Genomic DNA, 25323 nt, shown 5'->3' with positions numbered 1-25323 from the left:
AGATTGCATTCGCTTTTCTTGGCCATGTCCGCCCGGCCCAGGCGCACTGCCGGCATGGCGCCAACAGGCGCTGCGCAGCCAGGCCTCCAGGCCGCCAGGGCGCAGGGCGGCGCTGGGCTGGGGGGCCATACAATCGCCGGCCATGAGCTTGCCCCCGATGGATTTCTCAACGCCCCGCCCCGCGCCCGATGCGCCGCTGCTGGCCGGCCTGAACCCCGAGCAGCGCGCGGCCGTGACTTTTGCCGGCGGCAATGCGCTGATCCTGGCCGGCGCGGGCTCGGGCAAGACGCGCGTGCTGACCACGCGCATCGCCTGGCTGCTGCAGACCGGCCAGGTCTCGCCCGCCGGCATCCTGGCCGTGACTTTCACCAACAAGGCCGCGCGCGAGATGGTCGCGCGCCTGTCGGCCATGGTGCCGGTGTCGGTGCGCGGCATGTGGATCGGCACCTTCCACGGCCTGTGCAACCGGATGCTGCGCGCCCACGCGCAAACCGTGGGCCTGCCGCGCCAGTTCCAGATCCTGGACGTGCAAGACCAGCTCTCGGCCATCAAGCGCCTGCTCAAGGAGCAGGGCGTGGACGCCGAGCTGCAGCCGCCCAAGAAGCTGCAATCCTTCATCAACCACTGCAAGGAAGAGGGCCTGCGCGCCGGCGACGTGCCCGCGCGCGATGCCGAGTCGCGCCAGCGCGTGGAGCTGTACGCGCTGTATGAGCAGCAGTGCCAGCGCGAGGGCGTGGTGGACTTTGGCGAGCTGATGCTGCGCAGCTATGAGCTGCTGCGCGACAACGCCGCCGTGCGCCAGCACTACCAGCAGCGCTTTCGTCACGTGCTGATCGACGAGTTTCAGGATACCAACCGCCTGCAATACCAGTGGCTGCGCCTGATCGCCGGCGCCAGCCTGCCCGGCAGCAGCGCCACCGCCCAGGGGCAGGGCGGCAGCGTCGTGGCCGTGGGCGATGACGACCAGAGCATCTACGCCTTTCGCGGTGCGCGCGTGGGCAACATGGGCGACTTCGTGCGCGAGTTCGGCGTGGCCGCACCCATCAAGCTGGAGCAGAACTACCGCTCCTACAGCCACATCCTTGACGCGGCCAATGCGCTGATTGCGCACAACCGCCAGCGCCTGGGCAAGAACCTGCGCACCGACCAGGGCGCGGGCGAGCCGCTGCGCATCCACGAAGCGCCCAGCGACGGCGCCGAGGCGCAATGGATCGTCGATGAAGTGCGCCAGCTGATGCAGATCGACGGCTTTGCCCGGCACGAAATCGCGCTGCTGTACCGCAGCAATGCGCAAAGCCGCGTGCTCGAATCGGCGCTGCTGGCGGCCAACGTGCCCTACCGCATCTATGGCGGGCTGCGCTTTTTCGAGCGCGCCGAGATCAAGCACGCGCTGGCCTACCTGCGACTGCTGGAGAACCCCAGCGACGACACCAGCTTTTTGCGCGTGGTCAACTTCCCCGCGCGCGGCATTGGCGCGCGCACCCTCGAAGCCCTGCAGGACGCCGCGCGTGCGCAGGGCCTGGCGCTGCACGCCGCCGTGGCGCTGCTGCCGGGCAAAAGCGGCGACAAGCTGCGCGGCTTTGCGCAGCTGCTGGAGCAACTGCGCCAGGACAGCGCCAGCCTGACGCTGCGCGAGCTGATCGCGCTGATGCTCGAGCGCAGCGGCCTGATCGCCCACTACCAGGGCGAGAAGGACGGCGTGGACCGCGTCGAAAACCTCGAAGAACTGCTCAACGCCGCCGAGAGCTTCATCGTGCAGGAAGGCCAGACCGGCAGCGCCCGCCCGCAGGATGCGCAAGGCCAGCCGCTGCGCCAAAGCCCGGCCAGCCAGGGCCTGCAGGGCGACGCGGCGCTGCAGTTTGATGCCGCGCCGCCCTGGCAGGAGCAGCAGGAGCAGCAGCCGGCCGCGCTCGATGCCCAGGCGCTGTCCTTTTACGACGCCGACACCGGCGAGGCGCTCACGCCGCTGGCCGCCTTCCTCAGCCACGCCGCGCTCGAAGCGGGCGACAACCAGGCCCAGGCCGGGCAGGACGCCGTGCAGCTCATGACCGTGCACGCCTCCAAGGGGCTGGAGTTCGACGCCGTGTTCATCGCCGGCATGGAAGAAGGCCTGTTCCCGCACTACAACAGCCTGAGCGACCAGGACGGCCTGGAGGAAGAGCGCCGCCTGATGTACGTGGCCATCACCCGCGCGCGCAAGCGGCTGTACCTCAGCCTGGCGCGCGAGCGCATGCTCAACGGCCAGACACAGTACAACTCGCCCAGCCGCTTCCTCGACGAGCTGCCCGAGCACGCCGTGCGCTGGCTCACCCCGCCGCGCAGCGCCACGCCCCAGGCCAGCCTGGGCTGGGGCGCGCGCCCCAGCGGCAGCTGGCAGCAGGCCCGCCAGCCCGCGCCTTGGGACGCCCTGCCAGCGGCGGCGTCAACCACGGCGCCTGCCGCCACGCGCCACCGCCCAGGCCCCGGCGCTGCGGCCAGCAACCCCGGCAGCCCCGGAAGCCACGGCTTGCACGTCGGCCAGCAAGTCTTTCACGCCAAGTTCGGCCAGGGCCAGGTGCTGCACATCGAAGGCCAGGGCGCCGACAGCAAGGCCAAAGTCCACTTCGCCCGCCACGGCACCAAACTGCTGCTGCTGAGCGTGGCCAAGCTGACCGCACTGTAAATAGCAGTCGGTTCGCGCTGAGGGACAGTGCACGCCGCAAAGTGCATGGCAATCAAGCGCACACGCAACCTTGCCGGTGGTTTGATGCAGATTTATGCAGTTGCTTGCATCTGACTACAATCGGCGCCCTATGAATCATTGGCAACTGGCCGCAGCACGCAGCACGCAGCACGCAGCACGCAGCACGCAGCACGCAGCACGCAGCACGCAGCACGCAGCACGCAGCACGCAGCACGCAGCACGCAGCACGCAGCACGCAGCACGCAGCACGCAGCACGCAGCACTTGGATCTGCGGGCGCTGAAAGTTCCCTGCGGGCAGCATTTTTTTGCGCTGCCCTGGTGCGCATGGGTGCAATTTCCGCCAAGCGGGCGCTGGCGCGCGTGCGGGCAGTCAAGGGGCTTCAGGCCTGCGCTCAAGGCCGCCTGGCCGGTGGCGTGTGATGGCCGGGCCGCAGGGGCTGTGATGCGTCGCCGATGGCATGCCGGGCCTGCTGCGGGGGGCTGGAAGGCCAGTGCCCTGGCGCTGGGGTGCTGGGCGCTGGCCCAGCCGGTGCTGGCCCAGCTCGGGGCCGCGCTGGCAATTGAGATGCAGGCCATCCCGGCGGGGCATTTCGTCATGGGCTCTTGCCTGCCTGTGGATGGCTTGCGCGGTGTTGCGGCGCAGGCCACCGATTGCAGTGAGCCCGATGTGCATGCCCATGGGGACGAGGGCCCCAGGCGGCAGGTGGTGGTGCCGGCCTTCCAGTTGGGCCGGACGCCGGTGACGCTGGGCCAGTTCAGGCGGTATGCGCGCGCGGCGGGGCGCGATGATTTGCTGACGCCAGATTTTTTGAGCAGCAACGCCTATGGCGACAACGCCCCTGTGGTGTGGGTGAGCTGGCAGGATGCGCAGGATTTCATCGCCTGGCTGAACCAAACCCAGGGCGAGGGCTGGCGCTTGCCCAGTGAGGCCGAGTGGGAGTACGCCTGCCGCGCGGGCGTGCAGCACCACAGCCACTGTGGCGGCAGCGATTTACCGGCCCTGGGCTGGTACGACGCCAACAGCGATGGGCAGCAGCAGGCTGTGGCGCAAAAGGCCCCGAATGCCTTTGGTTTGTACGACATGAGCGGCAACGTCTGGGAGTGGGTGCAGGATTGCTGGGCCGACAGCTACCGGGGCGCGCCCAAGGATGGCAGTGCGTGGCGGGCGGGCAATTGCCAGAAGGACTTGCGGGTGCTGCGCGGCGGCTCCTGGGGCGGCGGCGCCAGTGCGGCGCGTGCGGCCAACCGCTTTGAAAACAGCGCTGCCATGCGCTCGCACTACTATGGCTTTCGCCTGGCGCGCAGCCTGGCGCCTTGATGCTGCTGGGCCGCTGCCCGCGATGCGCCGGCGGGGCTGTCCCCGAGCGGACTTGCGCCCTGGCCGGGTGGGCGGCAATGCCCCTTGAGGGGCGCACAATCCGTTGCAGGCGCAGTGCCCAGTGGCAGTGGCGCAATCTCTGGTTTTCTTTTTCCAACTTTGTGCGATGCCGCGCTGCGAGGCGGCGCGCTCGTGCGGATTTTCAGGAGACAGGCATGACGCAACACATCGGACATTTCATCGCAGGCCAGATCGAGCCGGGCAGCGGCGCGCGCAGCGGGGCGGTGTTCAACCCCTCCACGGGGCAGGAGATCGCGCGCTGCGACTACGCCGACCGCGCCACGCTGGAGCGCGCCGTGGCCGTGGCCACGGAGGCCGGGCGGCGCTGGGCGCGCGCCTCGCACGCCACGCGCCAGGCGGTGGTTTTCAAGCTGCGCGAGCTGATGATTGCGCGCACCGATGCGTTGGCCGAGATCATCGGCCGCGAGCACGGCAAGACCCTGGCCGATGCCAAGGGGGAGATTGGCCGCGCCATCGAGGGCATCGAGTTTGCCGTCAATGCGCCGCATGTCACCAAGGGCGAGTTCGCCAGCAACGTCGGCGGCGAGATCGACGTGTTCTCCATGCGCGTGCCCATTGGCGTGGTCGGGGCGATCACGCCGTTCAACTTCCCCATCATGGTGCCGGCGGTGATGATGACCATGGCCGTCTCGGTGGGCAATGCCGTGGTCTGGAAGCCTTCGGAGAAGGTGCCCAGCGCGGCGTTGGAGTTCGCGCGCATGTGGCAGGAGGCCGGCCTGCCTGACGGGGTGTTCAACGTCGTGCAGGGCGACAAGGAGATGGTCGATGCCATCCTGGAGCACCCTGGCATTGCCGGCGTGAGCTTCGTGGGCTCCACGGCGGTGGGCGAGTACGTCTACCAAAAGGGCACCTCGCACAACAAGCGCGTGGCCGCGTTCACCGGCGGCAAGAACCACATGGTGGTCATGCCCGATGCCGATCTGGAGGCCGCCGCCAGCGCCTTCGTGGCCGCGGGCTATGGCTCGGCCAGCCAGCGCTGCATGGCCGTGTCGCTGCTGCTGCCGGTGGGGCAGGAGACGGCCGAGCGCCTGCGCGCGCTGGTGGTGCAGAAGATCGGCCAGCTCAAGGTCGGCCCCTACGACGATCCGCAGGCCGACTACGGCGCGGTGGTCTCGGCGCAATCGCGCGATGCCGTGCTGCAGGCCATCGAGCGCTGCATCGCCGAGGGCGGCGAGCTGGTGACCGACGGCCGCAGCCTGAAGGTGTCCGGCTGCGAGGGCGGCTACTACATCGGGCCGACCCTGTTCGATCGCGTCACCACCGACATGCACCTCTACCGCGAAGAAGTGTTCGGCCCGGTGCGCGCCATGATGCGCCCGGCCACGCTGGAGGAGGCCATTGCCATCACCAACGCCCACGAATACGGCAACGGCGCGGTGATCTTCACGCGTGAGGGCAAGTCGGCGCAGCGCTTCATGAGCGAGGTCGAGGCCGGCATGATCGGTGTGAACGTGCCCGTGCCGCTGCCGGCGGCCTACTTCAACTTCGGCGGGCTGCGTCGCTCCAAGTTCGGCGACGGCCACCTCTACGGCCCGGATGCGGCGCGCTTCTACACCAAGATCAAGACCGTCTCGCAGCGCTGGCCCGAGCCCGAGCAAGGCGGCGGCATGTCGCTGGCTTTCGACCCCAAGGCTTGAGAGACGGTTCAAAAAGAGCCTGCCCGCGATCTCGTCGGCGCTGGCTCTTGTCTTCAAGGCGCTGAAGGCGATGCCGCTTTCAGCGCTTTTTTTACGCCTCACTGGCTGAGCATTTTCTGGATCAGCTCGCCAGTGGTGGCGGCGCCGAACTTGCGCATCAGCCGGGCGCGGTAGAGCTCCACCGTGCGGTGGCTGATGCCCAGCTCGCGGCCGATGAGCTTGGAGGTCTTGCCCTCCAGCACGCGCGCGGCCACTTCGCGCTCGCGCCCGGTCAGGGCCGCGCCGGCGGCCATGGGGCGCTGGGCGCTGATGTCCTCGAAGCTCCAGATGCCGGCGGCGTGCGGCTGGCTGCGGTCGAAGGCGCGGCCGCTGACGTGGCACCAGAAGAACTGGCCGTTGGCGCGCTTCATGATGCGGCTGTCCGAGTACCAGCCCTTGGCGTTGAGGATCGGGGCGATGCGCTGGCCCAGGCGCTCGAACTCCTCGGCGCTGGGGTAGAGCTCCTGGAAGGAGCGGCCCAGCAGCGATTCGCGCGTGGTCAGGAAGATCTCGCACAGCTGCTCGTTGCAGTCGGCAATGCGCCGGTGGCGCGAGAGCACCAGCCCAACGGGCGCCATCTCGAAGGCCAGGCGGTAGTCCTGCGCGCATTGCAGGGGCGCGGCGGCTTCGCTCCAAGGCGGATTAGGGGATGTCATTTACGCAAAACTACGTATCAATTTACGTAGTATCGTAGCGCGCTCGCAAGGTGGGAAAAGGCAGCAGGCAACCAGACTGGCTGCGCCTTGCCTTGCGTGATGACAACCCAGACAGGAGATACATCTTGAACAAGCTCTACCCCTCGGCCGCCGAGGCATTGAAGGGCATTGTTGCCGATGGCCAGACGCTGGCCGTGGGCGGCTTTGGCCTGTGCGGCATTCCCGAGGCCCTGATCGACGCGCTGCGCGACAGCGGCGTGAAGAACCTGACCGTGATTTCCAACAACGCCGGCGTCGATGGTTTCGGCCTGGGCAAGCTGCTGCAGACGCGCCAGATCAAGAAGATGATCTCGTCCTACGTGGGCGAGAACAAGGAGTTCGAGCGCCAGTACCTGGCCGGCGAGCTGGAGCTGGAGTTCACCCCGCAGGGCACGCTGGCCGAGAAGCTGCGCGCCGGCGGCGCGGGCATTCCGGCGTTCTTCACCAAGACCGGCGTGGGCACGCTGGTGGCCCAGGGCAAGGAAACGCGCGAATTCAACGGCCAGACCTACGTGATGGAGCAATCGCTGGTGGCCGACGTGGCGCTGGTCAAGGCCGACGTGGCCGACAAGGCCGGCAACCTGCGCTTTCGCTACACGGCGCGCAACTTCAACCCGGCAGTGGCCACGGCCGGCAAGATCACCGTGGTCGAGGTGGAGAAGATCGTCGAGGTGGGCGAGATCGCGCCCGACGACATCCACCTGCCCGGCATCTACGTGCACCGCATCGTGCACAACCCCAATCCGGAAAAGCGCATCGAGCAGCGCACTGTGACACCCAAGGCGGGAGGCTGAAGACCATGGCATGGACCAAAGACCAAATGGCAGCGCGCGCTGCCAAGGAATTGCAAGACGGCTTCTACGTCAACCTGGGCATCGGCATCCCGACGCTGGTGGCCAACCACGTGCCGGCCGACATCGAGGTCTGGCTGCAAAGCGAGAACGGCATGCTGGGCATCGGCCCGTTCCCGACTGAAGACCAGGTTGACGCCGACCTGATCAACGCCGGCAAGCAGACCGTCACCACGCTCAAGGGCTCGTCCATCTTCGGCAGCGACCAGAGCTTTGCCATGATCCGCGGCGGCAAGATCAACCTCTCCATCCTGGGCGCGATGCAAGTCACCGGCAAGGGCGATCTGGCCAACTGGATGATCCCGGGCAAGATGGTCAAGGGCATGGGCGGCGCCATGGACCTGGTGGCCGGCGTCGAGCGCGTCATCGTGCTGATGGAGCATGTGGCGCGCAAAAAGGATGGCAGCACCGACCTGAAGATCCTGCCCGAATGCACGTTGCCGCTGACCGGCGTGGGCGTGGTCGATCGCATCATCACCGACCTGGGCGTGATGGACGTCACGCCCGAGGGGCTGAAGCTGGTGGAGCTGGCCGATGGCGTGAGCTTTGAGGAAATCCAGGAAAAAACCGGCGTGCCGCTGCTGCGCTGAGCGCTTGAGCCCAGCAGCTGTCAGTGACTGAAAAACCGCCGTGCAGTGGCTGGCTGCACGGCGGTTTTTTCATGGCCAGATGGCAGGTGGGCGAGCAAGGATTTGTAATTAATGTGAATCATTATCGATAGAATTCGCGTGGATTCGCATTCGGTTCAGCGGCCTTCGTACATCTTCGTACACCTTCGTACAGGCAGCTGCAAGGCCGAAAGCGCCCCCGGTTTTTTTGAGCAGAGGAACTTGCATGAACAGCTACACCCCCGTGGCGGCCGCGTGCCTGGTGTGCGCGGCGCTGGGTCTGGCGGGCGCGGCGCAGGCGCAAATGCCGGCGGCGTCCCAGCCCGGGCCATCATCCCCTGAAACCGCTGAAGCCGCTGAAGCCGCTGAAGCGACGGTGCTGGCGCCGGTGACGGTCACGGCCAAGGGCTATGAGGCGCAGGCGGCCGAGACGCCCGCGGCGCTGACGGTGCTGACGGCCGAGGAGCTGGCGCGCCAGCAGGCGCACAATCTGGGCGAGGCGCTGCGCGGCCAGGCCGGGCTGGCCGTCTCGGGCGACAGCGCGCAGGGGCTGAACCCGGTCATCCGCGGGTTGAAGAAGGACAGCGTGGTGCTGCTGGTCGATGGCATGCGCCTGAATTCGGCCCAGCCGGCCGGGGCGGTGGCCTCCTTCATGTCGCTGGGCCTGGCCGAGCAGGTGGAGGTGCTCAAGGGCCCGGCATCGGTGCTGTATGGCACAGGTGCGCTGGGCGGGGCCATCAACGTGCGCCTGCCGCAGGCGCGCTTTGCCGAGCCAGGGCAGCCGGCGCTGAGCGGGCGCGCCCGCCTGGGGCTGGACAGCGCCAGCGGCGGCACCGAGGCCATGGCGCTGCTCAACGCCAGCGGCGGCGACCATGCGCTGATGCTGGGCGCGGCGCTGCTGCACCGGGGCGACTACCGCTCGCCCGATGGCAAGCAGCCGCGCACGGGCTACGACTCGCGCGCCTTCATCGGTCAGTACCGCTGGCGCATCGACGGCCGCCAGCAGCTGCGCCTGTCCTTGCAGCAGCACCGCGACGACGACGTGTGGTACCGCGGCTCGACGCGGCCGCACCCGGCGCCGCCCGTGGCCTCCATCACCATCCATTCGCCGCGCCAGCAGCGCCGCCTGTACGAGCTGGGCTACAGCCGCGCGCGCAGCGCGGATGCGCCGCTGGGGCTGGATCTGCGCCTGTACCGGCAGGAGATGCAGCGCACCATCTACGCCTTTGGCAACCGGCTGGGGCGCGACGTGGTGACCAACGAGGTGAACTTCGCCACCGACGGCCTGGACGCCAAGGCCGAATGGCTGGCGCACCCGCAGCACCTGCTGTCGCTGGGCCTGAATGCCTGGCGCATGGGCGCCAGCCCCGAGCGCTACCAGGCGGCGCCGCCGGCGTTCACGCGCTTTGCGCGCAACGTGCCTTTCGAGGACGGGCGCTTGCAGGCGCTGGGCCTGTACGTGCAGGACGATATGCAATTTGGCGCCTGGCGCGTGCTGGCCGGGCTGCGCCACGACCGCGTGCGCGGCCGCGCCGCGTCCATGGCCAATGGCGCACTCACGCAGGGGCTGTCGCGCAGCGATGGCGCCAGCAGCGCCAGCCTGGGGCTGATGTACGAGCTGACGCCGCTGCTGCGCCCCTACGCCAACCTTGCGCGCGCGTTCCGCGCCGGGGACTTGCGCGAGCGCTTCGAGTCCGGCCTGCGCGGCGATGGCTCCTTCTACGCCGGCAGCCCGCAGATCCGCCCGGAAAAGGCCACGCAGTTCGAGATCGGCCTCAAGGGCAGCGACGCGCGGCTGGACTATGCGCTGTCCTTCTACCGCAACCGCATCAGCGACTACATCACCGGCGTGCCGCTGACGGGCGCGCAGGCCCTGGCCGCCTGTGGCCAGCCCTACGCAGCCATTTGCAAGCGCAATGCCAACCTGGGCAGCGTGGTAATCCAGGGCATGGAGGCCAACCTGCGCTGGCAGCCAGTGCGCGGCCATTGGTTGTGGGCGGCCTATTCGCGCGTGCGCGGCGACAACCGCGACCTGGACGAGCCGCTCTACCAGATGCCCGCCGACAGCCTGAGCCTGGGCTGGGAGGGCGAGCTGGCTGCCGGCTGGCGCCTGGACGCGCAGGCGCGCATCGTGGCGCGCCAGGACCGCGTGGCCACGCGTTTTTCGCGCGGCACGGAAAACCCCACCCCCGGCCACAGCGTGCTGGACCTGGGCGCCACCTGGCGCTACCGCCCGGGCCACAGCCTGCGCCTGGCGGTCAAGAACCTCACCGACAGGCGCTATCACACGCACCTGACCGAGGGCCTGCCCGGCACCGAGCTGCCCGCGCCAGGGCGCAGCCTGGCCCTTTCCTGGAACGCACGTTTCTGACCCGCTTGAAGCCATGACCACGACCCGACGCACCCTGCTGTTCAAGACCGGCCTCATCGCCGGCGCCGCCCTGGCCGCGCCCTGGCTGCGCGCTCAGACCAGTGCCACGCCCGGCCCCACGGCCAGCCCCGCGCCTGGCCAGGGCCAGCCACTTCCAGCCAGGCTGCCCAAGCTGCAGCTGGCCGGGCCCAGCGCCTCGGTCAGCAACCCGCTGATCCGCATCGTGGAGGCGGGCCTGCTCGGCGACGTGGCCGAGCAGGTCACGTTCACGGCCTGGAAAGATCCAGACCAACTGCGCGCCCTGGCCGTGCAGGGCGGGGCCGACTTCATCGCCATGCCCAGCAACGTGGCGGCCAACCTCTACAACCGGGGCGTGAAGCTGCAATTGCAGAACATCAGCATCTGGGGCCTGCTGTTCGTCGTCTCGCGCGACCCAACCATCCAGCGCCTGGCGGACCTGAAAGGGCAGGAGCTGGTCATGCCCTTTCGTGGTGACATGCCCGACATCGTGCTGCGCACCGTGGCCGACAAGCTGGGCCTGCCAGTGGACAGCGGCGCGGGCAGCATCGGCCTGCGCTATGCGGCCACGCCGCTGGATGCCATGCAGCTGCTGCTCACCCGCCGCGCCGATCACGCCCTGCTGGCCGAGCCGGCCGTCTCGGTGGGGCTGCGCAAGTCGCGCAGCCTGCCCGTCAGCGCCATCGCCCCCGAGCTGCACCGCAGCGTGGACATACAGCAGGAATGGGGCCGCGCCTTCGGCCGCGCGCCGCGCATGCCACAGGCCGGCATCGCCGCCATGGGCCGGCATGTGGACAACGCGCCCCTGCTGGCGCGCTTCGCGCAGGCCTATGCCCAGGCCCAGCAATGGTGCAACGCCCAGCCCGAGGCCTGCGGCCAGGCCGTGGCCGCGCGCGTGCCCGTGCTCACGCCCGAGGGCGTGGCCGACGCCATCCGCGCCGTGCCCGGCCAAGTCGTGCCCGCGGCCCAGGCCCGGCCCGAGCTGGAGTTCTTCTTCACGCAACTGCACGCGCGCCAGCCCGGCCTGATCGGTGGCCAGCTGCCCGATGCGGGCTTTTATGGCGGCGCGTGACCGCGCACAGCGTCTGTTGAATGAACAAGGCGCTCGCGCTTGGCCACCAAGCGCGAGCCGCTCTCAAAAAAATAGTGAAGGCCTATGATGCAACTGCTCGCCCAATGGCTGGCCCGGCTGCCCGGGTATTTGTGGAGCGGCTGGGGCGCCATCGCCAGCCTGCTGCTGGGCCTGGCCGCGTGGGAGGCGCTGGCCGCGCTGTACGGCCCGCTGGTGCTGCCCACGCCGCTGCAGGCCGCGCACAGCCTGCGCGCGCTGGCCGCCGAGGGCGGGCCGCTGTGGGCCGAGCTGGCCATCACCGCGCGGCGCGCGTTGGCCGGGCTGGCGCTGGCCGTGGGCGCGGGCAGCCTGCTGGGCGTGGCCGCGGGCAGCTTCGCCACCGCCGCGCTGCTGGCGCGGCCCTGGGTCACGGTGCTCATGGGCACGCCGCCCATTGCCTGGCTGGTGCTGGCCATGCTGTGGTTTGGCAGCGGCGATGGCACGCCGGTGTTCACCGTCTTCATCGCCTGCTTTCCCGTGGTGTTCGCCAGCGCCCTGCAGGGCGCGCGCACGCTGGAGGCGCACTGGCGCGAGCTGGCGCAAGGCTACGGCCTGCGCTGGCGCGACCGCGTCTGGGACGTGTATTTGCCGCACGTGCTCTCCTACCTGTTTCCGGCCTGGGTGGTGGCCCTGGGCAGCGCCTGGCGCGTGGTGGTCATGGCCGAGCTGCTCTCCTCCAGCACCGGCGTGGGCGCGGCGCTGGCGGCCAGCCGCGCGCAGCTGGACATGCCCGCCACGCTGGCCTGGATCGGCGCCGTGGTGCTGTTGCTGCTGGCGCTGGAATACCTGGTGCTGGAGCCCATCAAGCGCGAGATCGAGCGCTGGCGGGAGCCCGCGCCATGAGCGCCGCTCACCCCGCCGCTCACCCCGCCGCCGCAGGGGCCGCGCCCGCCGCGCCGCCGCCCGGTCTGCGCCTGCACGGCGTGGACCACGCCTGGGGCCCTCGCCTGGCCGTGCAGGGCGTGTCGCTGCACCTGCCGCCGGGGCGCTGCATGGCGCTGCTGGGCCCCTCGGGCTGCGGCAAGACCACGCTGCTGCGCCTGTGCGCCGGCCTGGAGCCGCTGCAGACCGGGCGCATCGACAACGGCTTTGCCCACAGCGTGATGCTGTTTCAGCAGCCGCGCCTGCTGCCCTGGAAGCGCATCGAGGACAACATCGCCCTGGGCCTGAAGGCGCGCGGCCTGCCGCGTGCGCAGCGCCTGCAGGCCGCGCGCCAAATGGGCATGGCGCTGGGCCTGGACGCGCTGGCCCTGGCGCAGTACCCGCACCAGCTCTCCGGCGGCATGCAAAGCCGCGCCGCCCTAGCGCGCGCGCTGGTGCTGGCGCCCGATCTGCTGCTGCTGGACGAGCCCTTCGCCGCGCTGGACATCGGCCTGAAAACCCAGATGCACCGCCTGCTGCTGGCCGAGCGGGCGCGCCGCCCGCTGGCCGTGCTGATGATCACGCACGACGTGATGGAGGCCGTGGCCCTGGCCGACAGCGTGCTCGTCATGGCCGGCCAGCCCGGGCGCGTGTGCTGGCGCCTGGATCTGCCCCTGCCCGCCGCCCAGCGCAGCGAAGCCTGGGTGCACCGCCAAAGCGCCTTGCTGCTGGCCCAGCCGGCCGTGCGCGCCGCCTTTGGCCTGCCCGCGCCGGCCCAGGCCGGGCCGGGCGATGCGGCGGCATCTGGCGCTCTGAGCGATGACGCCAGCCTGTTTGCCACCGGCCAGGCCGTGGCGGCCGCGCCGCCCGAAAGGCTGGGATGCTGAGCCGCCCGCCCCCCGAGCCCGGCTGGCGCGGTCTGCACTGGCGCGGCCTGGCCCGCCTGGGCAGCCTGGCGCACCCGCTGTGGCTGTGCCCCTTCAGGCCCTTTTTCGCCCTGGCCGTGCTCTCTGCCCTGGGGCTGATGGCCGCCTGGGGCCTGTTTTTGCTGCTGGGCTGGCCGCTGCCGGCCGTGCCCGGCGGGCCCTTCGTGTGGCATGCGCACGAGCTGCTGCTGGGCTTTGCCCTGGCCGCCACCGCCGGCTTTGCGCTGACGGCGGTGCCTGAGTTCACCCACACCCGGCCGGCCAGCGCCCGCGCCGTGCGCCGCCTGGCGCTGCTGTGGCTGGCCGGGCGCCTGGCCTTCTGGGCCAGCGGCTGGTGGCCGCAGGCGGCGCTGGCGCTCTCGGCCCTGGCGCACCTGGGCCTGCTGCTGGGCCTGGCGGCGCTGCTGGCCCCGCCGCTGTGGCGCGATGCGCAGCGGCGCCACCTCTCCTTCCTGTGGGCCATCGCCCTCATGGCCGTGGCGGCGGCGGGCTTTTATGCCGACGCGCTGCGCGGCCTGTACCCCATGCGCTGGCTGCACGCGCTGCTGGGCGTGCTGATGGCCTTGATCGTCATCGCCATGAGCCGCATCTCCATGCGCGTGGTCAACGACGCGATCGACGCCCATGCCGCTGCCCGGGCCGGCGCCACGGCCGACACCACGGCCGACGCCCATGCCGCCTTGCCCGATCCCTACCTGGCGCGCCCGCCGCGGCGCAACATGGCGCTGCTGTGCATCGGCCTGTACGCGCTGGCGCAATGGGCGCAGCAGCACTGGGGCTGGGCGGCGCTGCCGGCCATGGGCGGCTGGCTGGCGCTGGCCGCCAGCGCCGCCATGCTGGCGCTGATGGGCGACTGGCACGTGGGCCGGCCCTTGCTGACGCGCTGGCCGCTGCTGCTGTATCTGGTCTATGCCTGCATGGCCGCGGGCTACGGCCTGCTGGGCCTGGCCGGCCTGGGCCTGGCCGGCCTGGGGCTGGATGCGGGCCTGGGCCTGCCACCGGGCGCGGGCTGGCACCTGCTGGCCGTGGGCGCCATGGGGCTGGCGGTGTTCGTGGTCATAGTCATCGCTGGCTACACCCACAGCGGCCTGGACAAGGCAGGCCGCCCCTGGGTGCCAGCGGGCGCGGCCTGCCTGCTGCTGGGCGCGCTGTGCCGGCAGCTGGCCTACGCGGCCGCGCCGGCTTCGCTCTGGCTGGGCCTGGCCGCCGCGCTGTGGTGCGCCGCCTTCGCCCTGATGGCCTGGCGCATGCTGCCCGTGTGGCTGGCCCCGCGCGCCGACGGCGCTGAGGGCTGTGCAGGGTTGGCGCAGCGGCCCGATGCACTGGAGTGATGGGGATGTGATGGGCGCTGCGCGGGCCTGGGTTGCCCGTCGCACACCGCCCTTTATTGCGCGAAGCGGAAGCTGGCCACCAGCGGCAGGTGGTCGGACATGCGCCACCAGATGCGCCCGCGTGGCACGAAGATCGATTGCGGCACGAGCCGGCGCACGAAGATGCGATCGAGCTGCACCACCGGCAGGCGCGAGGGGTAGGTGAAGGCGCGCTGGGCGTCGTATTCGATGAAGCCGGTCTCGCGCAGCAGCAGGCCGGTCTGGTCGCCCCAGTCGTTGAAGTCGCCGGCCACGACCACGGCCTCGTGCGCCGGGATGTGCTCGCGCACGAACTCGCGGATCATGGCGATCTGGCGCAGCCGGCTGATGTGGATCAGGCCCAGGTGCACCACCAGCACGTGCACGATGTGGCCGCCGACGTTGATCTCGGCGTGCAGGATGCCGCGCTGCTCCAGCCGGTGGTCTGAGATGTCGCGCTGCTGCGAGCGCAGCACGGGCCAGCGCGTCAGCAGGGCGTTGCCGTGCTCGCCGTGGCGCGTGATGGCATTGGTGTGGTAGACGGCCTCGTAGCCCTCGGGCGCCAGGTACTGCGCCTGCGGCTGCGCCGGCCAGTGGGCAAAGCGCGCCTGGCCGCGCAGATTGTGCTTGCGCACTTCCTGCAGGCAGACGATGTCGGCGTCGAGCTGCTCGATGGCCAGGCCCAGGTTGCCGATTTCCAGCCGGCTCAGCGGCCCCAGGCCCTGCACGCCCTTGTGGATGTTGTAGGTGACGATGCGCAGCAGCTCGGGCGCCTGGGCGTCCTCGTGCTGGGCCAGGCTGGCGTGGGGGCTGTGCTCTTGGCGCATGCGGCGGGGCCCTTCAGCTGGCCGCAGCAGGGGGCGGCCCGGGCGGCAGGCGCGTGGCGGTGACGCGCTCGACCATCTTGCCGTCCATTTGCACGACCTCGAAGCGCCAGCCCTGCCATTCGATGGTGTCGCCCACCTGGGGGATGCGCTCGAGCAGCAGCATGAACATGCCGCTGAGGGTGTGGTAGTGGCCGCGCTCTTCCTCGGGCACGCTGCTCAGGCCCAGGCGGTCCTTGAGCTCCACGTTGGGGATGGTGCCGTACAGCGACCAGACATCATCGCCGAGCTGGCGCGCCCAGGCGTCGTCGGCGTTGCGCGTGGTGAACTCGCCGGTCAGGGCCTCGGTCACGTCCTGCAAGGTGACGATGCCGCCGGTCTCGCCGTATTCATCGACGACGAAGGCCATTTGCAGGCTGTTGGCGCGAAACTGCTCCAGCAGGGCCATGCCGGTCAGGGTCTCGGGCACGTACAGGCTGGTGTGCAGGTCGCGCGCGAAGTCCGGGCCCTGGCCGCTGGTCACGCGCGCCAGTACCTGCTTGGCGTGGATGTAGCCCAGGATTTGGTCCAGCCCGCCGTTGCAGACCGGAAAGCGCGTGTGCCCGGATTCGGTGATGCGGCGCAGGTTTTCCTCGTCCGAGGCCTGCAGGTCGATGAAGACGATGTCCGTGCGCGGCGTCATCAGCGAGCCGACCTCGCGGTCGTCGAGGCGAAAGACATTGCGCACGATGTCGTGCTCGCTCTGGTCGATGACGCCGGACTGCGAGCCCTCGGCCAGCACGGCGCGGATTTCCTCGGCGGTCACGCCGTCATCGCCCGCCTGGCGCGCGCCCAGCAGCTTGAGCGAGGCGTTGGTGGAAAAGGCCAGCAGCCAGACGAAGGGGCGCGTCAGCAGCGCCAGCCAGTGGATCGGGAAGGCCACGATGCGCGCCACCGATTCGGGCGCGATCTGCCCCAGGCGCTTGGGCACCAGCTCGCCCACGACGATGGAGATGTAGGTCACGCCGATGATGACCACCACCGTGGCGACGATGCTGGCCGTGGTGGCGGGCATGCCCAGCGCGCCCAGCCAGGCCGCCAGCGGCGCGGCCAGCACGGCCTCGCCGACGATGCCGTTGAGCAGGCCGATGGAGGTGATGCCGATCTGGATGGCCGAGAGAAAGCGCGTCGGGTCCTGGCCGAGCTTGAGCGCCAGGGCCGCGCCGGTGTCGCCCTCGTCGGCCATGGCCTGCAGGCGCGCGCGCCGCGCCGTGACCAGCGCGATCTCGGACATGGCGAACATGCCATTGAGCACCACCAGGCCCACGAGAATCAGCACCGCCATGCCGGGCCTCCGTACAGGGCGGGCTCAACCGCGCCGTGGGTGCGGCGGCTGGGCGGGGGCAGGGGCGCGAAGGCGGCGGTGCGGGCTGGCTGCATGTGCCAGCGGCAACTGGGAGGTTCCATCAGGCAATCGCCACGCCTTGTGGCGCGGGTGCGGGCAGGTGCAGGGCCTGGCCCAGGCCTGCAGGCCGCACCACGCACCGGGGCGTGGCGGGAAGTTGAGAAGCAACGTATCGTAACGCAAACCGCCGCGCCAGCCGAAACCGGCTGGCGCGGCGGCAGGCCGCCATGGCTGTGGCGTGCGATGGCAAGCAGCGGGCGTGCGGGGCGCTGCGCTCTGCGTGCGCCCCGGATGCTCACTGCTGAGGCCTCACTTGGGTGCCAGACGGATGGCGCCGTCCAGGCGGATGACCTCGCCGTTGAGCATGTCGTTCTCGATGATGTGGCGCGCCAGCTTGGCGTAGTCCTGCGGCGTGCCCAGGCGGCTGGGGAAGGGCACGCTGGCGGCCAGCGCGTCCTGCACCTCCTGGGGCATGCCAAACAGCATGGGCGTGCCGAAGATGCCGGGGGCAATGGTCATGTTGCGGATGCCATCGCGGGCCAGATCGCGGGCGATGGGCAGCGTCATGCCCACCACGCCGCCCTTGGAGGCGCTGTAGGCGGCCTGGCCGATCTGGCCGTCGTAGGCGGCCACGCTGGCTGTGGAGATCAGCACGCCGCGCTCGCCGGTGGCCTCGGGCTCGTTGCCGACCATGGCGGCAGCGGCCAGGCGGATCATGTTGAAGCTGCCCACCAGGTTGATCTGCACCACCTTGCTGAAGGTGGCCAGATCGTGCGCGCCTTTCTTGCCCACGGTTTTCTGCGCCGGCGCGATGCCTGCGCAGTTGACCAGGCCAGAGAGCTTGCCCAGCTTTTGCGCTGCGGCCACGGCGGCCTGGCCATCGGCCTCGTTGGTGACGTCGGTCTTGACGAACACCGCGCCGATTTCTTTGGCCACGGCCTCGCCGCGCTCGACCTGCAGGTCGGCGATCACGACCTTGCCGCCCTGCTCGGCGAGCATGCGCGCCGTGCCTTCGCCCAGGCCGGAGGCGCCGCCGGTGACGATGAATGCATTGCCTTGGATTTTCATGAGGTCTCCTGTGGTGGTGAATCTAGCGCGGCGATTGTAGAAGCTGTGGCAGCGCCTTCGCACGAGGCGCGGCCCCAGGGCGCGCTGCAGGCAGTTATGCACATTGCCAGGGCCTGTCAAGTGGGCCGCTGCGCCGCGCCCGTGGGCGATGGCGGGCAAAGCGCATGTTTTCAATATTGGCCTGCAAGCAATTGATTTGAAATGATATTTTCGATTTTTTGGCGCTTGCTGAATTTTTGTGCGACCCAGTGCCGTGCACGCAATGACAAGCATTGGCTGCGGCTGCCCAGGGCTTTTCCACAAAGTTATCCACAGATTTTGTGGACTACCAGGTAAACGCCATGTAAATCAAGCGGTTGGCGCGCCTTTCGGGGTGTGGGCAAGGCGGCAGTGCCGGGCTCAGCGCCGCCCGCCCGAGCGGTATTCCTCGTCCATGTCCGGCCCGGTGTGGGCGCGCTGCACCACGCGCTGGGCGTCGAGCACGACGGTGAACATGCCCTTGGTGGTGGCGTCCTGCAGATAGCGCCAGTCCACGTGGTGCTCCTGCTGCAGCGGGTACCAGACGTCCTTGGCGGGCTTGCCCAGCAGGCGGCGCACCTGGTCGTAGTGCATGCCCGGGCGCACCTTGGCGAACTCCTGCGCGGTGAGCACCTGGCGGATGGCCTGCAGCCGCCCATCCGGGCCGATCACCAGCATGTAGTTGACGTGGCCGGCGGGCTGGCGGTTGTACTCCAGCGTGCGGCTGCCGTCGGCCTCGTGCCAGACCTGGTGCGGCGCGCCCATGGCGTCGCGCACGTCGGCCTCGGTGGATTGGCCGATGGAGAGCTTGTCCAGGGCGATGGGGTCACAGGCCTGCAGCAGCAGCGGCAGGGCGGCCAGCAGCAGCGTGCGCCGCAGCGCGGGGAGGATGCGCAAGGAATGGGCCATGGCGAAAGAGAGTGAAAGGCAAAGGCAAAGGTGGGCGGCGTAGAATCGGCAACTTGTGTCTGCCCCGCCAAGCCAAGTCTATGTCAATCTTCCAACGCCCCCACTACGAGTCCGACGCCACCCGTTTTCTCGACCAGCTCAAGGCCGAGCGCCCCTATCTGGATGCGCAGCAGCAGGCCGGGCGCGAGCTGCTATGGGACAAGGACGTCAACCCGCGCCTGTGGGCTCAGTTCCGCGCTGGCCAGGTGGCGCAAAAGCCCTACGTCTACCAGACGAACTCCGATCACGCCGAGCCGGCCGCTGCCGAAGAGCAGCCCGGCCCCGGCAGCCAGGGCTGAGGCGGGCGCAGGCTGCGCGCCCGCTGGTGGTTGAATCCGCGTGAACGGCAACCCCGAGCCGGTGATGGAGGCCGCTGCCGCGCCGCCCGCCGCTGATGCGCCCGCGCCAGACGGGGCGCTGCCCCAGCCGCACCAGCTGCACCAGGGAGAGGCGCTGGCGCGCCTGTACGGCGAGCCGCTGTTCGAGCTGCCCGCCGACCTCTACATCCCGCCCGATGCGCTGGAAATCTTTCTTGAGGCCTTCGAGGGGCCGCTGGACTTGCTGCTGTACCTGATCCGGCGGCAGAACTTCAACATCCTCGACATCCCCATGGGGCCGCTGACCCAGCAGTACATGGGCTATGTGCAGGAAATCCGCAGCCGCAACCTGGAGCTGGCGGCCGAATACCTGCTGATGGCGGCCATGCTGATCGAGATCAAATCGCGCATGCTGCTGCCGCGCCCGCCCGCCGCCCAGGAGGAGGACGAGCCCGACCCGCGCGCCAAGCTGGTGCAGCGCCTGCTCGAATACGAGAAAACCAAGCTGGCCGCGCGCGCGCTCGATGCCCTGCCCCAGCAGGGGCGCGACTTCTGGCCCACGCAGGCGCATTTCGACCTGGAGCTCGCGCCCGTGCTGCCGCATGTCGAGCCCGAAGATTTGCGCCGCGCCTGGCTGGCCATCGTGCGGCGCAGCAAGCTGGTGGCGCACCACACCATCACGCGCGAAAAACTCAGCGTGCGCGAATACATGAGCCATGTATTGCGCGATCTGCAGGGCAAGCCCTACGTGCCGTTCGAGGCCTTGTTCCGCCCCGAGCTGGGCGTGCCCGTGCTGGTGGTGACCTTCATCGCGCTGCTGGAGCTGGCCAAGGAAACCCTGATCGAAGTTGTGCAGGCCGAAGCCTTTGCCCCCATCTACGTGCTGGCGCGCCAGCACGAGCCCGCCGAGCCCCAGGAGGGCGCAGAGGGCGCAGAGGGCGCGGAAGGCGAGCAGGCCGCTGCCGCAGCAGAGCCCATGTGAAGGCGATGAACTTCGCACGGGCGCAAAGCTCATAAGAGCCTGCTCACGAACCCAGCCCGCACCGAGCTGGTGAACATACTTTGGGAGATTTGCCATGAGCCAACGAGTCCGCGCGGGCGCTGACCGCATCCATGCGGCGCGCCGCCGCTTCCCCTGGGGCTGGGCCGCGCTGGCGCTGTTGCTGCTGGCCGCCGCGACGTTGTGGTGGGCCTGGCGCACGCCCGGGGCGCTGCCCGAGCCGGTGCGCCGCAGCCTGGAGCAGGGCGCGCAGCAGGCCCGGCAGTGGACGCAGCAACTGCGCGATGACGAGCGCCCGGCTGAGCCGGCCCAGCCTGCGGCTGCGCCCCCCGACAGTGCGGGCGATGCCCAGGCCAGCGCGCCACAGGCGGGCGGGGCCGATGGCGCCGCTGCGCTGGGGCATGCATTGGATGCCGCGCCGGCCGCGCCGCGCCATCCCATCGCGCCCTGGTCGGTGCCGGGGCAGGAAGGCGCAGACGCCCAGGCCCTCGCCCAGGCCCGCGCTGCGTTGCCCGCGCTGGACGCCTCGGACGCGGCCATGGCCGGCGTGCTGGCGGCACTGGCCGGGCCGCAGCCCGCGCAGGCGCTGGTGCGCAGCGACCGCTTCGTGCGCCGCTTCGTGGCCACGGTGGACAACCTCAGCCGGCCGCGCGCCTCGGCCATGCTCTGGCCGGTGCACCCCACGGGCGAGCGCTTCACGGTGCAGGAGCTGGCCGCCGAGGGCGGCACGGCCATCGCCCAGGCCAACAACGCCCGCTATGGCCCCGCCGTGGCGCTGCTGCAAAGGCTGGACGCGGCCGAGCTGGCGCGCAGCTACCGCCAGCACTACCCGCTGTTCCAGCAGGCCTATGAGGAGCTGGGCTATCCGCAGGCGTACTTCAATGACCGGCTGGTGGCCGTCATCGACCACTTGCTGCAGGCCCCGGAGCCACAGGCGCCGCGCGTGCGCCTGATGCCGGTGCGTGGGCAGGTGCCTTCGCTGCAGCCCTGGGTGCGCTATGAGTTCGAGGATGCGCAGCTCGAAGCCCTGTCGGCCGGGCAGAAAATCCTGGTGCGCATCGGCCCGCAGCATGCGCGCCTGGTCAAGGCCAAGTTGCGCGCCCTGCGCGCCGAGATTGCCGCCAAGGCCCCCGCCGCCGGCCCGGAGGATGCAGCGCCGCGCGACCAGTGACATTCGCTGCGCCGCAGCAGCGTGGCATTCAAGCGCGCATTCAACCGCGCGGGTGGTGCCTGGCGTGCAGTTGCTTGAGGCGCTCGCGCGCCACGTGGGTGTAGATGGTGGTGGTGGAGATGTCGCTGTGGCCCAGCAGCATTTGCACGGCGCGCAGGTCGGCGCCGTGGTTGAGCAGGTGCGTGGCAAAGGCGTGGCGCAGCGTGTGCGGCGACAGCGGCTGCGTGATCTGGGCCTGCTGCGCGTACTTTTTCACCAGCACCCAGAACATGGCCCGCCCCATGCCCTGGCCGCGCGCGGTGACGAAGAAGTCCTCACTGAGCTGGCCGCCCAGGATGGCCGCGCGCGCCTGCTGCGCGTAGCGCTGCAGCCATTGCTGGGCCACGGCGCCAAAGGGCACCAGGCGCTCCTTGCCGCCCTTGCCGCTGATGTGCACGACGGCCTCGGCCATGCGCAGCTGGTGGGTCTTGAGGGCCACCAGCTCGCTCACGCGCAGGCCGCTGGCGTACATCAGCTCCAGCATGGCCTTGTCGCGCAGGCCCAGCGGCGTGCCGGTGTCGGGCGCGGCCAGCAGGGCATCGACCTGGGCCTCGCTCATGCTCTTGGGGATGCGCAGGCCCTGGCGCGCAGCCAGCACGCGCGCCGTGGGGTCGTCGCTGCGCAGGCCCTCGCGCAGCAGCCAGCGGAAAAAGCGTTTGAAGACCGTGAGCCGGCGGTTGGCCGTGCTGGGCCGGGTGCCGGCGTGCTGGGCGCCGAAGTAGCCCTGGATGTGCGCCTCGCCGGCGGATTGCAGCGCCACGGGTGGGCGCTGGCGCGCCAGCCAGGCGGCAAACAGCTCCAGGTCCTTGCGGTAGGCGTACAGCGTGTTGTGCGACAGGCCATCGTGCAGCCACAGGCTGTCGGCAAAGCGCTCGATCAGCGCCTGGTCGTCGGGCGCTGCGCCGTGCGGCCCGGCGTTCATTGCAGCGTCAGATTGCGCTGCTTGACCAACTCCTCATAGACCTCGAACTCGGCCTTGATCTGCGCGGCAAACTCCTCGGGGCTGGCCGCGACGATTTGCGCGCCCGTGTCCTCGATGCGCTTGCGCACGGTGGGGTCTTGCAGCACCTGGGCGGTGGCGGCGTGGATTTTCTGCACGATGGGCGCGGGCAAGCCCTTTGGGCCGACGATGCCGTAATAGGCCATGCGGTTGGCCGGCTCCAGGCCCAGCTCCTTGAAGGTGGGCACCTGCGGCAGCGCGGCAATGCGCTCGGGCGCGGCAATGGCCAGCGGGCGCAGCTTGCCGCTGGTGACGGAAAACAGCGAGGAGGGCAGGTTGTCAAACAGGATGGGCACCTCGCCCGTGACCACGCTGTTGAGCGCCGGGCCGGCGCCGCCGTAGGGGGCGTGCTGCAGCGCCAGGCTGCTGAGCGATTGCAGCAGCTCCATCTGCAAATGGCCGATGCCGCCCGTGCCCGAGGAGGCATAGCGGTAGCCATCGGGCTTGGCCTGCACGGCCTTGACGAACTCCGCATAGCTCTTGGCCGGGAAGGACGGGTGCACCGACAGCAAATTGGGCGTGGCGGCGATGTTGATGATGGGGCTGAAGTCGGTCAGCGGGTGGTAGCCCGCCTTGGGGTTGATGGCCGGGTTGGAGGCGGTGGTGGACACCGTGGCGATGCTCAGTCGATAACCATCGGCCGCGGCGCGGGCGGCCTGCCGCGCGCCCAGGATGCCGCCTTCGCCATCGACGTTGCTCACCTGCACCGGCTGGCCCAGCGCCTTGCTCAGCGGCTCGGCAATGGCGCGGGCGATGATGTCGGTCGTGCCGCCTGCGGCAAAGGGCACCAGCAGCTCGATGGGCTGCACGGGGTATTCGGCCTGCTCGGCCATGGCCTGGCCAGCGCCCAGGCCCAGGGTGCAGCAGCAAGCCAGCGCAGAGGCAAGCTGGCGGGTGAAGCAGCGGCGGGACAGCGTCATGAAGATCGTTTCCTGTTGGGTTCCGGTGGAAGAAGGCGGCCACGCCCCAGCGCCGTGGCGGCAGGGGGCGGGCAAGAAGATGGCGCGCACCCATGCGGTGCGCGCATTGCGCCCGAATATACCCAGCTTTGCCGCGGCGCAGCCGCTGCCCGGCGCCGGCATCGGGCAGCGCGGCCGCTGTGGTTGCTGTGGTTGCTGTGGTTGCTGTGGTTGCTGTGGTTGCTGTGGTTGCTGTGGGCGCGGTGGCCGTTCACTCCAGCGTCAGCTTCTGTTTCTTGACCACGTCGACATAGACCTGGTACTCGGCCTTGATCTGCGCGGCAAACTCCTCGGGGCTGTTCGCGACGATTTGCGCGCCCGTGTCCTCGATGCGCTTGCGCACGGTGGGGTCTTGCAGCACCTGGGCGGTGGCGGCGTGGATTTTCTGCACGATGGGCGCGGGCAGGCCCTTGGGGCCGACGATGCCGTAATAGGCCATGCGGTTGGCCGGCTCCAGGCCCAGCTCCTTGAAGGTGGGCACCTGCGGCAGCGCGGCAATGCGCTCGGGCGCGGCAATGGCCAGCGGGCGCAGCCGCTCGCTGGTGATGAAGGGCATCGACGAGGGCAGGTTGTCAAACAGGATCGGCACCTGGCCGGCCACCACATCGGCCAGCGCCGGGCCCGAGCCGCGGTAGGGAATGTGCTGCATGGACAGGCTGGTCAAGGTCTTGAACAGCTCCATCTGCAGGTGGGCAATGCCGCCCGTGCCCGATGAGGCATAGGCATAGCCATCGGGCTTGGCCTGCACGGCCTTGACGAACTCCTCATAACTCTTGGCCGGAAATGAGGGATGCACCGCGATGATGTTGGGCGTGGCGGCGATGTTGATGATGGGGGTGAAATCGGTCAGCGGGTTGTAGGCCACCTTCGGGTTGATGGCCGGATTGGATGCGGTGGTGGACACCGTGGCAATGCTCAGCAAATAGCCATCGGCCGGGGCGCGCGCCGCCTCGCTCGCGCCGATGGTGCCGCCGCCGCCGCCTTTGTTCTCGACCACTACGGCCTGCCCGAGCTGCTTGCCCAGCGGCTCGGCAATGGCGCGGGCAATGATGTCGGTCGTGCCGCCGGCGGCAAACGGCACCAGGATGCGCACCGGCTTGCTGGGGTAGTCCGACTGCGCCAGCGCGCTGCTGCTGCCCAGGCCCAGGCCCAGGGCGATGGCGGCAGCCGTGCCATAGTGGCTGAAGCGGCGGTTGAAGTGGCGGCGTGAAATGCGCATGGCGTGTCTCCTCGGTTCGTTGGATGGGTGATGGCCGGCATCAGCGGCGCGGGCCATCATGGCATGGATTGCGGGCGCGCCGGGCTATTCGTACTGCGCCAGCGTGGCGGGCTCGAGCACTTGCAGGCCGCCGTATTCGAGCTGTACCAGGCCCTGGGCCTGCAGCCGCACCAGCGCCATGTTCACGCGCTGGCGCGATAGGCCAATCAGATAGGCCAGCTCTTGCTGGGTGATGCGCAGGCTGCGGTCGGCGTTGGGGGCCAGCACGGGGTTGACCAGCGCCGCCAGTGAGCGCGCCACGCGCGCGTCGGGGTTGGAGAGGCGGTCCATCTCGCGCCCGGCGATGAACTGGCCCACGCGCTCGTTGAGCTGGCCCATGATGACGCGGTTGAATTCGATGGAGCGATCCAGCAGGGTGTGGAAGGCCTCCAGTGGCAGCGCGGCGATGGTGCTTTTGCGCAGCGCCTGGATGTTGTAGCGGTAGGGCTCGCGCTTGAGGGCCGTGCCCTCGCCGAACCAGCAGCTCTTGGGGATGCCGGCGTAGCTGATGGTGGTGCCGTCGATGCGGTGGTTGCTCATCTTGAACAGGCCATCGACCACGCCCAGCCAGTAGCGCACGGGCTTGCCGGCAATGCAGATGTAGTCGCCCTGCGGGATCTGGCCCACTTCGATGGCTTTTTCGGCAAAGCGCCGGTCCTGGGGCTTGAGGCGCTCCAGCCAGGGGATGGCGGCGAGCTCGTCCTCGGTGGGTGCGCGACGTTGCTGCACGACGGCGGGCAGGCGGCGTTCTGGGGCGGGGCTTCTCATGCTGCGAAACATAGGGGCAG

At 69.7% G+C, this 25323-nt stretch carries 22 protein-coding genes; 13 read left to right on the top strand and 9 right to left on the bottom strand.

Going from position 1 to position 25323, the window contains the following annotated elements:
• The first annotated feature begins 142 nt into the window (after positions 1–142).
• The 3 genes from CK625_RS07595 to CK625_RS07580 all read left to right on the top strand — a co-directional run bounded on the left by CK625_RS07595 (position 143) and on the right by CK625_RS07580 (position 5720).
• Positions 143–2662 (top strand): ATP-dependent helicase, encoded by a 2520-nt coding sequence (locus CK625_RS07595; protein ID WP_172425116.1) that lies wholly within the window; start codon positions 143–145, stop codon positions 2660–2662.
• 464 nt (positions 2663–3126) lie between these two features.
• Entirely contained in the window at positions 3127–4002 is an 876-nt protein-coding gene (locus CK625_RS07585) for a formylglycine-generating enzyme family protein (RefSeq protein WP_095539664.1), read from the top strand.
• A gap of 215 nt (positions 4003–4217) precedes the next feature.
• The gene (locus CK625_RS07580) at positions 4218–5720 is read left to right on the top strand and encodes a CoA-acylating methylmalonate-semialdehyde dehydrogenase (RefSeq protein ID WP_095539663.1); all 1503 of its coding nucleotides are present in this window, start codon (positions 4218–4220) and stop codon (positions 5718–5720) included.
• Between the two features lie 98 nt (positions 5721–5818).
• On the opposite strand, the gene CK625_RS07575 is transcribed toward CK625_RS07580, so the two are convergent.
• Positions 5819–6415: a LuxR C-terminal-related transcriptional regulator gene (locus CK625_RS07575; RefSeq protein ID WP_095539662.1), complete on the bottom strand. Its 597-nt coding sequence runs from the start codon at positions 6413–6415 to the stop codon at positions 5819–5821.
• A gap of 125 nt (positions 6416–6540) precedes the next feature.
• On the opposite strand from CK625_RS07575, the gene CK625_RS07570 reads away from it, so the two are divergent.
• The 7 genes from CK625_RS07570 to CK625_RS07540 all read left to right on the top strand — a co-directional run bounded on the left by CK625_RS07570 (position 6541) and on the right by CK625_RS07540 (position 14531).
• On the top strand, positions 6541–7248 hold the full coding sequence (locus tag CK625_RS07570) for a CoA transferase subunit A (protein WP_095539661.1): 708 nt from the start codon (positions 6541–6543) through the stop codon (positions 7246–7248).
• A 5-nt stretch (positions 7249–7253) separates the two neighbouring features.
• Positions 7254–7895, top strand: a complete 642-nt coding sequence (locus CK625_RS07565; RefSeq protein WP_095539660.1) for a CoA transferase subunit B — start codon at positions 7254–7256, stop codon at positions 7893–7895.
• Between the two features lie 244 nt (positions 7896–8139).
• Positions 8140–10284: a TonB-dependent receptor gene (locus CK625_RS07560; RefSeq protein WP_275250564.1), complete on the top strand. Its 2145-nt coding sequence runs from the start codon at positions 8140–8142 to the stop codon at positions 10282–10284.
• A gap of 13 nt (positions 10285–10297) precedes the next feature.
• A complete protein-coding gene (locus CK625_RS07555; protein WP_238945558.1) occupies positions 10298–11374 on the top strand; it encodes an ABC transporter substrate-binding protein in 1077 nt (358 codons plus the stop codon).
• Positions 11375–11461: 87 nt separating this feature from the next.
• Positions 11462–12256 carry an ABC transporter permease gene (locus CK625_RS07550; protein WP_095539723.1) on the top strand — a complete coding sequence of 265 codons (795 nt, stop codon included), beginning with the start codon at positions 11462–11464 and terminating at the stop codon, positions 12254–12256.
• Positions 12253–13161, top strand: coding sequence for an ABC transporter ATP-binding protein (locus tag CK625_RS07545; protein ID WP_095539659.1), 909 nt, complete (start codon positions 12253–12255; stop codon positions 13159–13161). The genes CK625_RS07550 and CK625_RS07545 overlap by 4 nt, the downstream gene beginning before the upstream one ends.
• Positions 13155–14531: an NnrS family protein gene (locus tag CK625_RS07540; protein ID WP_095539658.1), complete on the top strand. Its 1377-nt coding sequence runs from the start codon at positions 13155–13157 to the stop codon at positions 14529–14531. Before CK625_RS07545 ends, CK625_RS07540 begins: the two co-directional genes overlap by 7 nt.
• Before the next feature lie 53 nt (positions 14532–14584).
• On the opposite strand, the gene CK625_RS07535 is transcribed toward CK625_RS07540, so the two are convergent.
• From CK625_RS07535 to CK625_RS07520, 4 genes are all read right to left on the bottom strand, one after another.
• A complete protein-coding gene (locus CK625_RS07535) occupies positions 14585–15376 on the bottom strand; it encodes an endonuclease/exonuclease/phosphatase family protein (RefSeq protein ID WP_095539657.1) in 792 nt (263 codons plus the stop codon).
• A gap of 13 nt (positions 15377–15389) precedes the next feature.
• Positions 15390–16697 (bottom strand): hemolysin family protein, encoded by a 1308-nt coding sequence (locus tag CK625_RS07530; RefSeq protein WP_095539656.1) that lies wholly within the window; start codon positions 16695–16697, stop codon positions 15390–15392.
• A 369-nt stretch (positions 16698–17066) separates the two neighbouring features.
• Positions 17067–17825: a 3-hydroxyacyl-CoA dehydrogenase gene (locus CK625_RS07525; RefSeq protein ID WP_095539655.1), complete on the bottom strand. Its 759-nt coding sequence runs from the start codon at positions 17823–17825 to the stop codon at positions 17067–17069.
• Positions 17826–18224: 399 nt separating this feature from the next.
• Complete coding sequence (locus tag CK625_RS07520) at positions 18225–18752, bottom strand: outer membrane protein assembly factor BamE (protein WP_238945557.1); 528 nt, start codon at positions 18750–18752, stop codon at positions 18225–18227.
• Positions 18753–18832: 80 nt separating this feature from the next.
• Here CK625_RS07520 and CK625_RS07515 point away from each other — a divergent pair, with 80 nt between their 5' ends.
• From CK625_RS07515 to CK625_RS07505, 3 genes are all read left to right on the top strand, one after another.
• Positions 18833–19090 carry a DUF3460 family protein gene (locus tag CK625_RS07515; RefSeq protein ID WP_095539654.1) on the top strand — a complete coding sequence of 86 codons (258 nt, stop codon included), beginning with the start codon at positions 18833–18835 and terminating at the stop codon, positions 19088–19090.
• A gap of 64 nt (positions 19091–19154) precedes the next feature.
• Complete coding sequence (locus CK625_RS07510; protein ID WP_095539721.1) at positions 19155–20090, top strand: segregation and condensation protein A; 936 nt, start codon at positions 19155–19157, stop codon at positions 20088–20090.
• Positions 20091–20184: 94 nt separating this feature from the next.
• Positions 20185–21279, top strand: coding sequence for a DUF3014 domain-containing protein (locus tag CK625_RS07505; RefSeq protein ID WP_095539653.1), 1095 nt, complete (start codon positions 20185–20187; stop codon positions 21277–21279).
• A gap of 40 nt (positions 21280–21319) precedes the next feature.
• Here CK625_RS07505 and xerD read toward each other — a convergent pair whose 3' ends face one another.
• The 4 genes from xerD to CK625_RS07480 all read right to left on the bottom strand — a co-directional run bounded on the left by xerD (position 21320) and on the right by CK625_RS07480 (position 25303).
• Complete coding sequence (xerD, locus tag CK625_RS07500; RefSeq protein WP_095539652.1) at positions 21320–22240, bottom strand: site-specific tyrosine recombinase XerD; 921 nt, start codon at positions 22238–22240, stop codon at positions 21320–21322.
• Complete coding sequence (locus CK625_RS07495) at positions 22237–23151, bottom strand: tripartite tricarboxylate transporter substrate-binding protein (protein ID WP_238945567.1); 915 nt, start codon at positions 23149–23151, stop codon at positions 22237–22239. Before CK625_RS07495 ends, xerD begins: the two co-directional genes overlap by 4 nt.
• Positions 23152–23488: 337 nt before the next feature.
• A complete protein-coding gene (locus CK625_RS07485; protein WP_095539649.1) occupies positions 23489–24496 on the bottom strand; it encodes a tripartite tricarboxylate transporter substrate binding protein BugE in 1008 nt (335 codons plus the stop codon).
• Between the two features lie 84 nt (positions 24497–24580).
• On the bottom strand, positions 24581–25303 hold the full coding sequence (locus CK625_RS07480; protein WP_095539720.1) for a Crp/Fnr family transcriptional regulator: 723 nt from the start codon (positions 25301–25303) through the stop codon (positions 24581–24583).
• Between the last annotated feature and the right edge of the window lie 20 nt (positions 25304–25323).

Source organism: Vandammella animalimorsus, from assembly GCF_002285265.1.
Lineage (GTDB): Bacteria > Pseudomonadota > Gammaproteobacteria > Burkholderiales > Burkholderiaceae_C > Lampropedia.
Note: the sequence above shows the minus strand (reverse complement) of the source record. Positions and strands in the feature narration are given on the sequence as shown.

Bases quoted from the DNA above. Each gene is read 5' to 3' on its own strand.
- CK625_RS07595 (WP_172425116.1), top strand. From the start codon at position 143: ATGAGCTTGCCCCCGATGGATTTCTCAACGCCCCGCCCCGCGCCCGAT.
- CK625_RS07585 (WP_095539664.1), top strand. From the start codon at position 3,127: ATGCGTCGCCGATGGCATGCCGGGCCTGCTGCGGGGGGCTGGAAGGCC.
- CK625_RS07580 (WP_095539663.1), top strand. From the start codon at position 4,218: ATGACGCAACACATCGGACATTTCATCGCAGGCCAGATCGAGCCGGGC.
- CK625_RS07575 (WP_095539662.1), bottom strand. From the start codon at position 6,415: ATGACATCCCCTAATCCGCCTTGGAGCGAAGCCGCCGCGCCCCTGCAA.
- CK625_RS07565 (WP_095539660.1), top strand. From the start codon at position 7,254: ATGGCATGGACCAAAGACCAAATGGCAGCGCGCGCTGCCAAGGAATTG.
- CK625_RS07560 (WP_275250564.1), top strand. From the start codon at position 8,140: ATGAACAGCTACACCCCCGTGGCGGCCGCGTGCCTGGTGTGCGCGGCG.
- CK625_RS07555 (WP_238945558.1), top strand. From the start codon at position 10,298: ATGACCACGACCCGACGCACCCTGCTGTTCAAGACCGGCCTCATCGCC.
- CK625_RS07550 (WP_095539723.1), top strand. From the start codon at position 11,462: ATGCAACTGCTCGCCCAATGGCTGGCCCGGCTGCCCGGGTATTTGTGG.
- CK625_RS07545 (WP_095539659.1), top strand. From the start codon at position 12,253: ATGAGCGCCGCTCACCCCGCCGCTCACCCCGCCGCCGCAGGGGCCGCG.
- CK625_RS07540 (WP_095539658.1), top strand. From the start codon at position 13,155: ATGCTGAGCCGCCCGCCCCCCGAGCCCGGCTGGCGCGGTCTGCACTGG.
- CK625_RS07535 (WP_095539657.1), bottom strand. From the start codon at position 15,376: ATGCGCCAAGAGCACAGCCCCCACGCCAGCCTGGCCCAGCACGAGGAC.
- CK625_RS07530 (WP_095539656.1), bottom strand. From the start codon at position 16,697: ATGGCGGTGCTGATTCTCGTGGGCCTGGTGGTGCTCAATGGCATGTTC.
- CK625_RS07525 (WP_095539655.1), bottom strand. From the start codon at position 17,825: ATGAAAATCCAAGGCAATGCATTCATCGTCACCGGCGGCGCCTCCGGC.
- CK625_RS07520 (WP_238945557.1), bottom strand. From the start codon at position 18,752: ATGGCCCATTCCTTGCGCATCCTCCCCGCGCTGCGGCGCACGCTGCTG.
- CK625_RS07515 (WP_095539654.1), top strand. From the start codon at position 18,833: ATGTCAATCTTCCAACGCCCCCACTACGAGTCCGACGCCACCCGTTTT.
- CK625_RS07510 (WP_095539721.1), top strand. From the start codon at position 19,155: ATGGAGGCCGCTGCCGCGCCGCCCGCCGCTGATGCGCCCGCGCCAGAC.
- CK625_RS07505 (WP_095539653.1), top strand. From the start codon at position 20,185: ATGAGCCAACGAGTCCGCGCGGGCGCTGACCGCATCCATGCGGCGCGC.
- xerD (WP_095539652.1), bottom strand. From the start codon at position 22,240: ATGAACGCCGGGCCGCACGGCGCAGCGCCCGACGACCAGGCGCTGATC.
- CK625_RS07495 (WP_238945567.1), bottom strand. From the start codon at position 23,151: ATGGCCGAGCAGGCCGAATACCCCGTGCAGCCCATCGAGCTGCTGGTG.
- CK625_RS07485 (WP_095539649.1), bottom strand. From the start codon at position 24,496: ATGCGCATTTCACGCCGCCACTTCAACCGCCGCTTCAGCCACTATGGC.
- CK625_RS07480 (WP_095539720.1), bottom strand. From the start codon at position 25,303: ATGAGAAGCCCCGCCCCAGAACGCCGCCTGCCCGCCGTCGTGCAGCAA.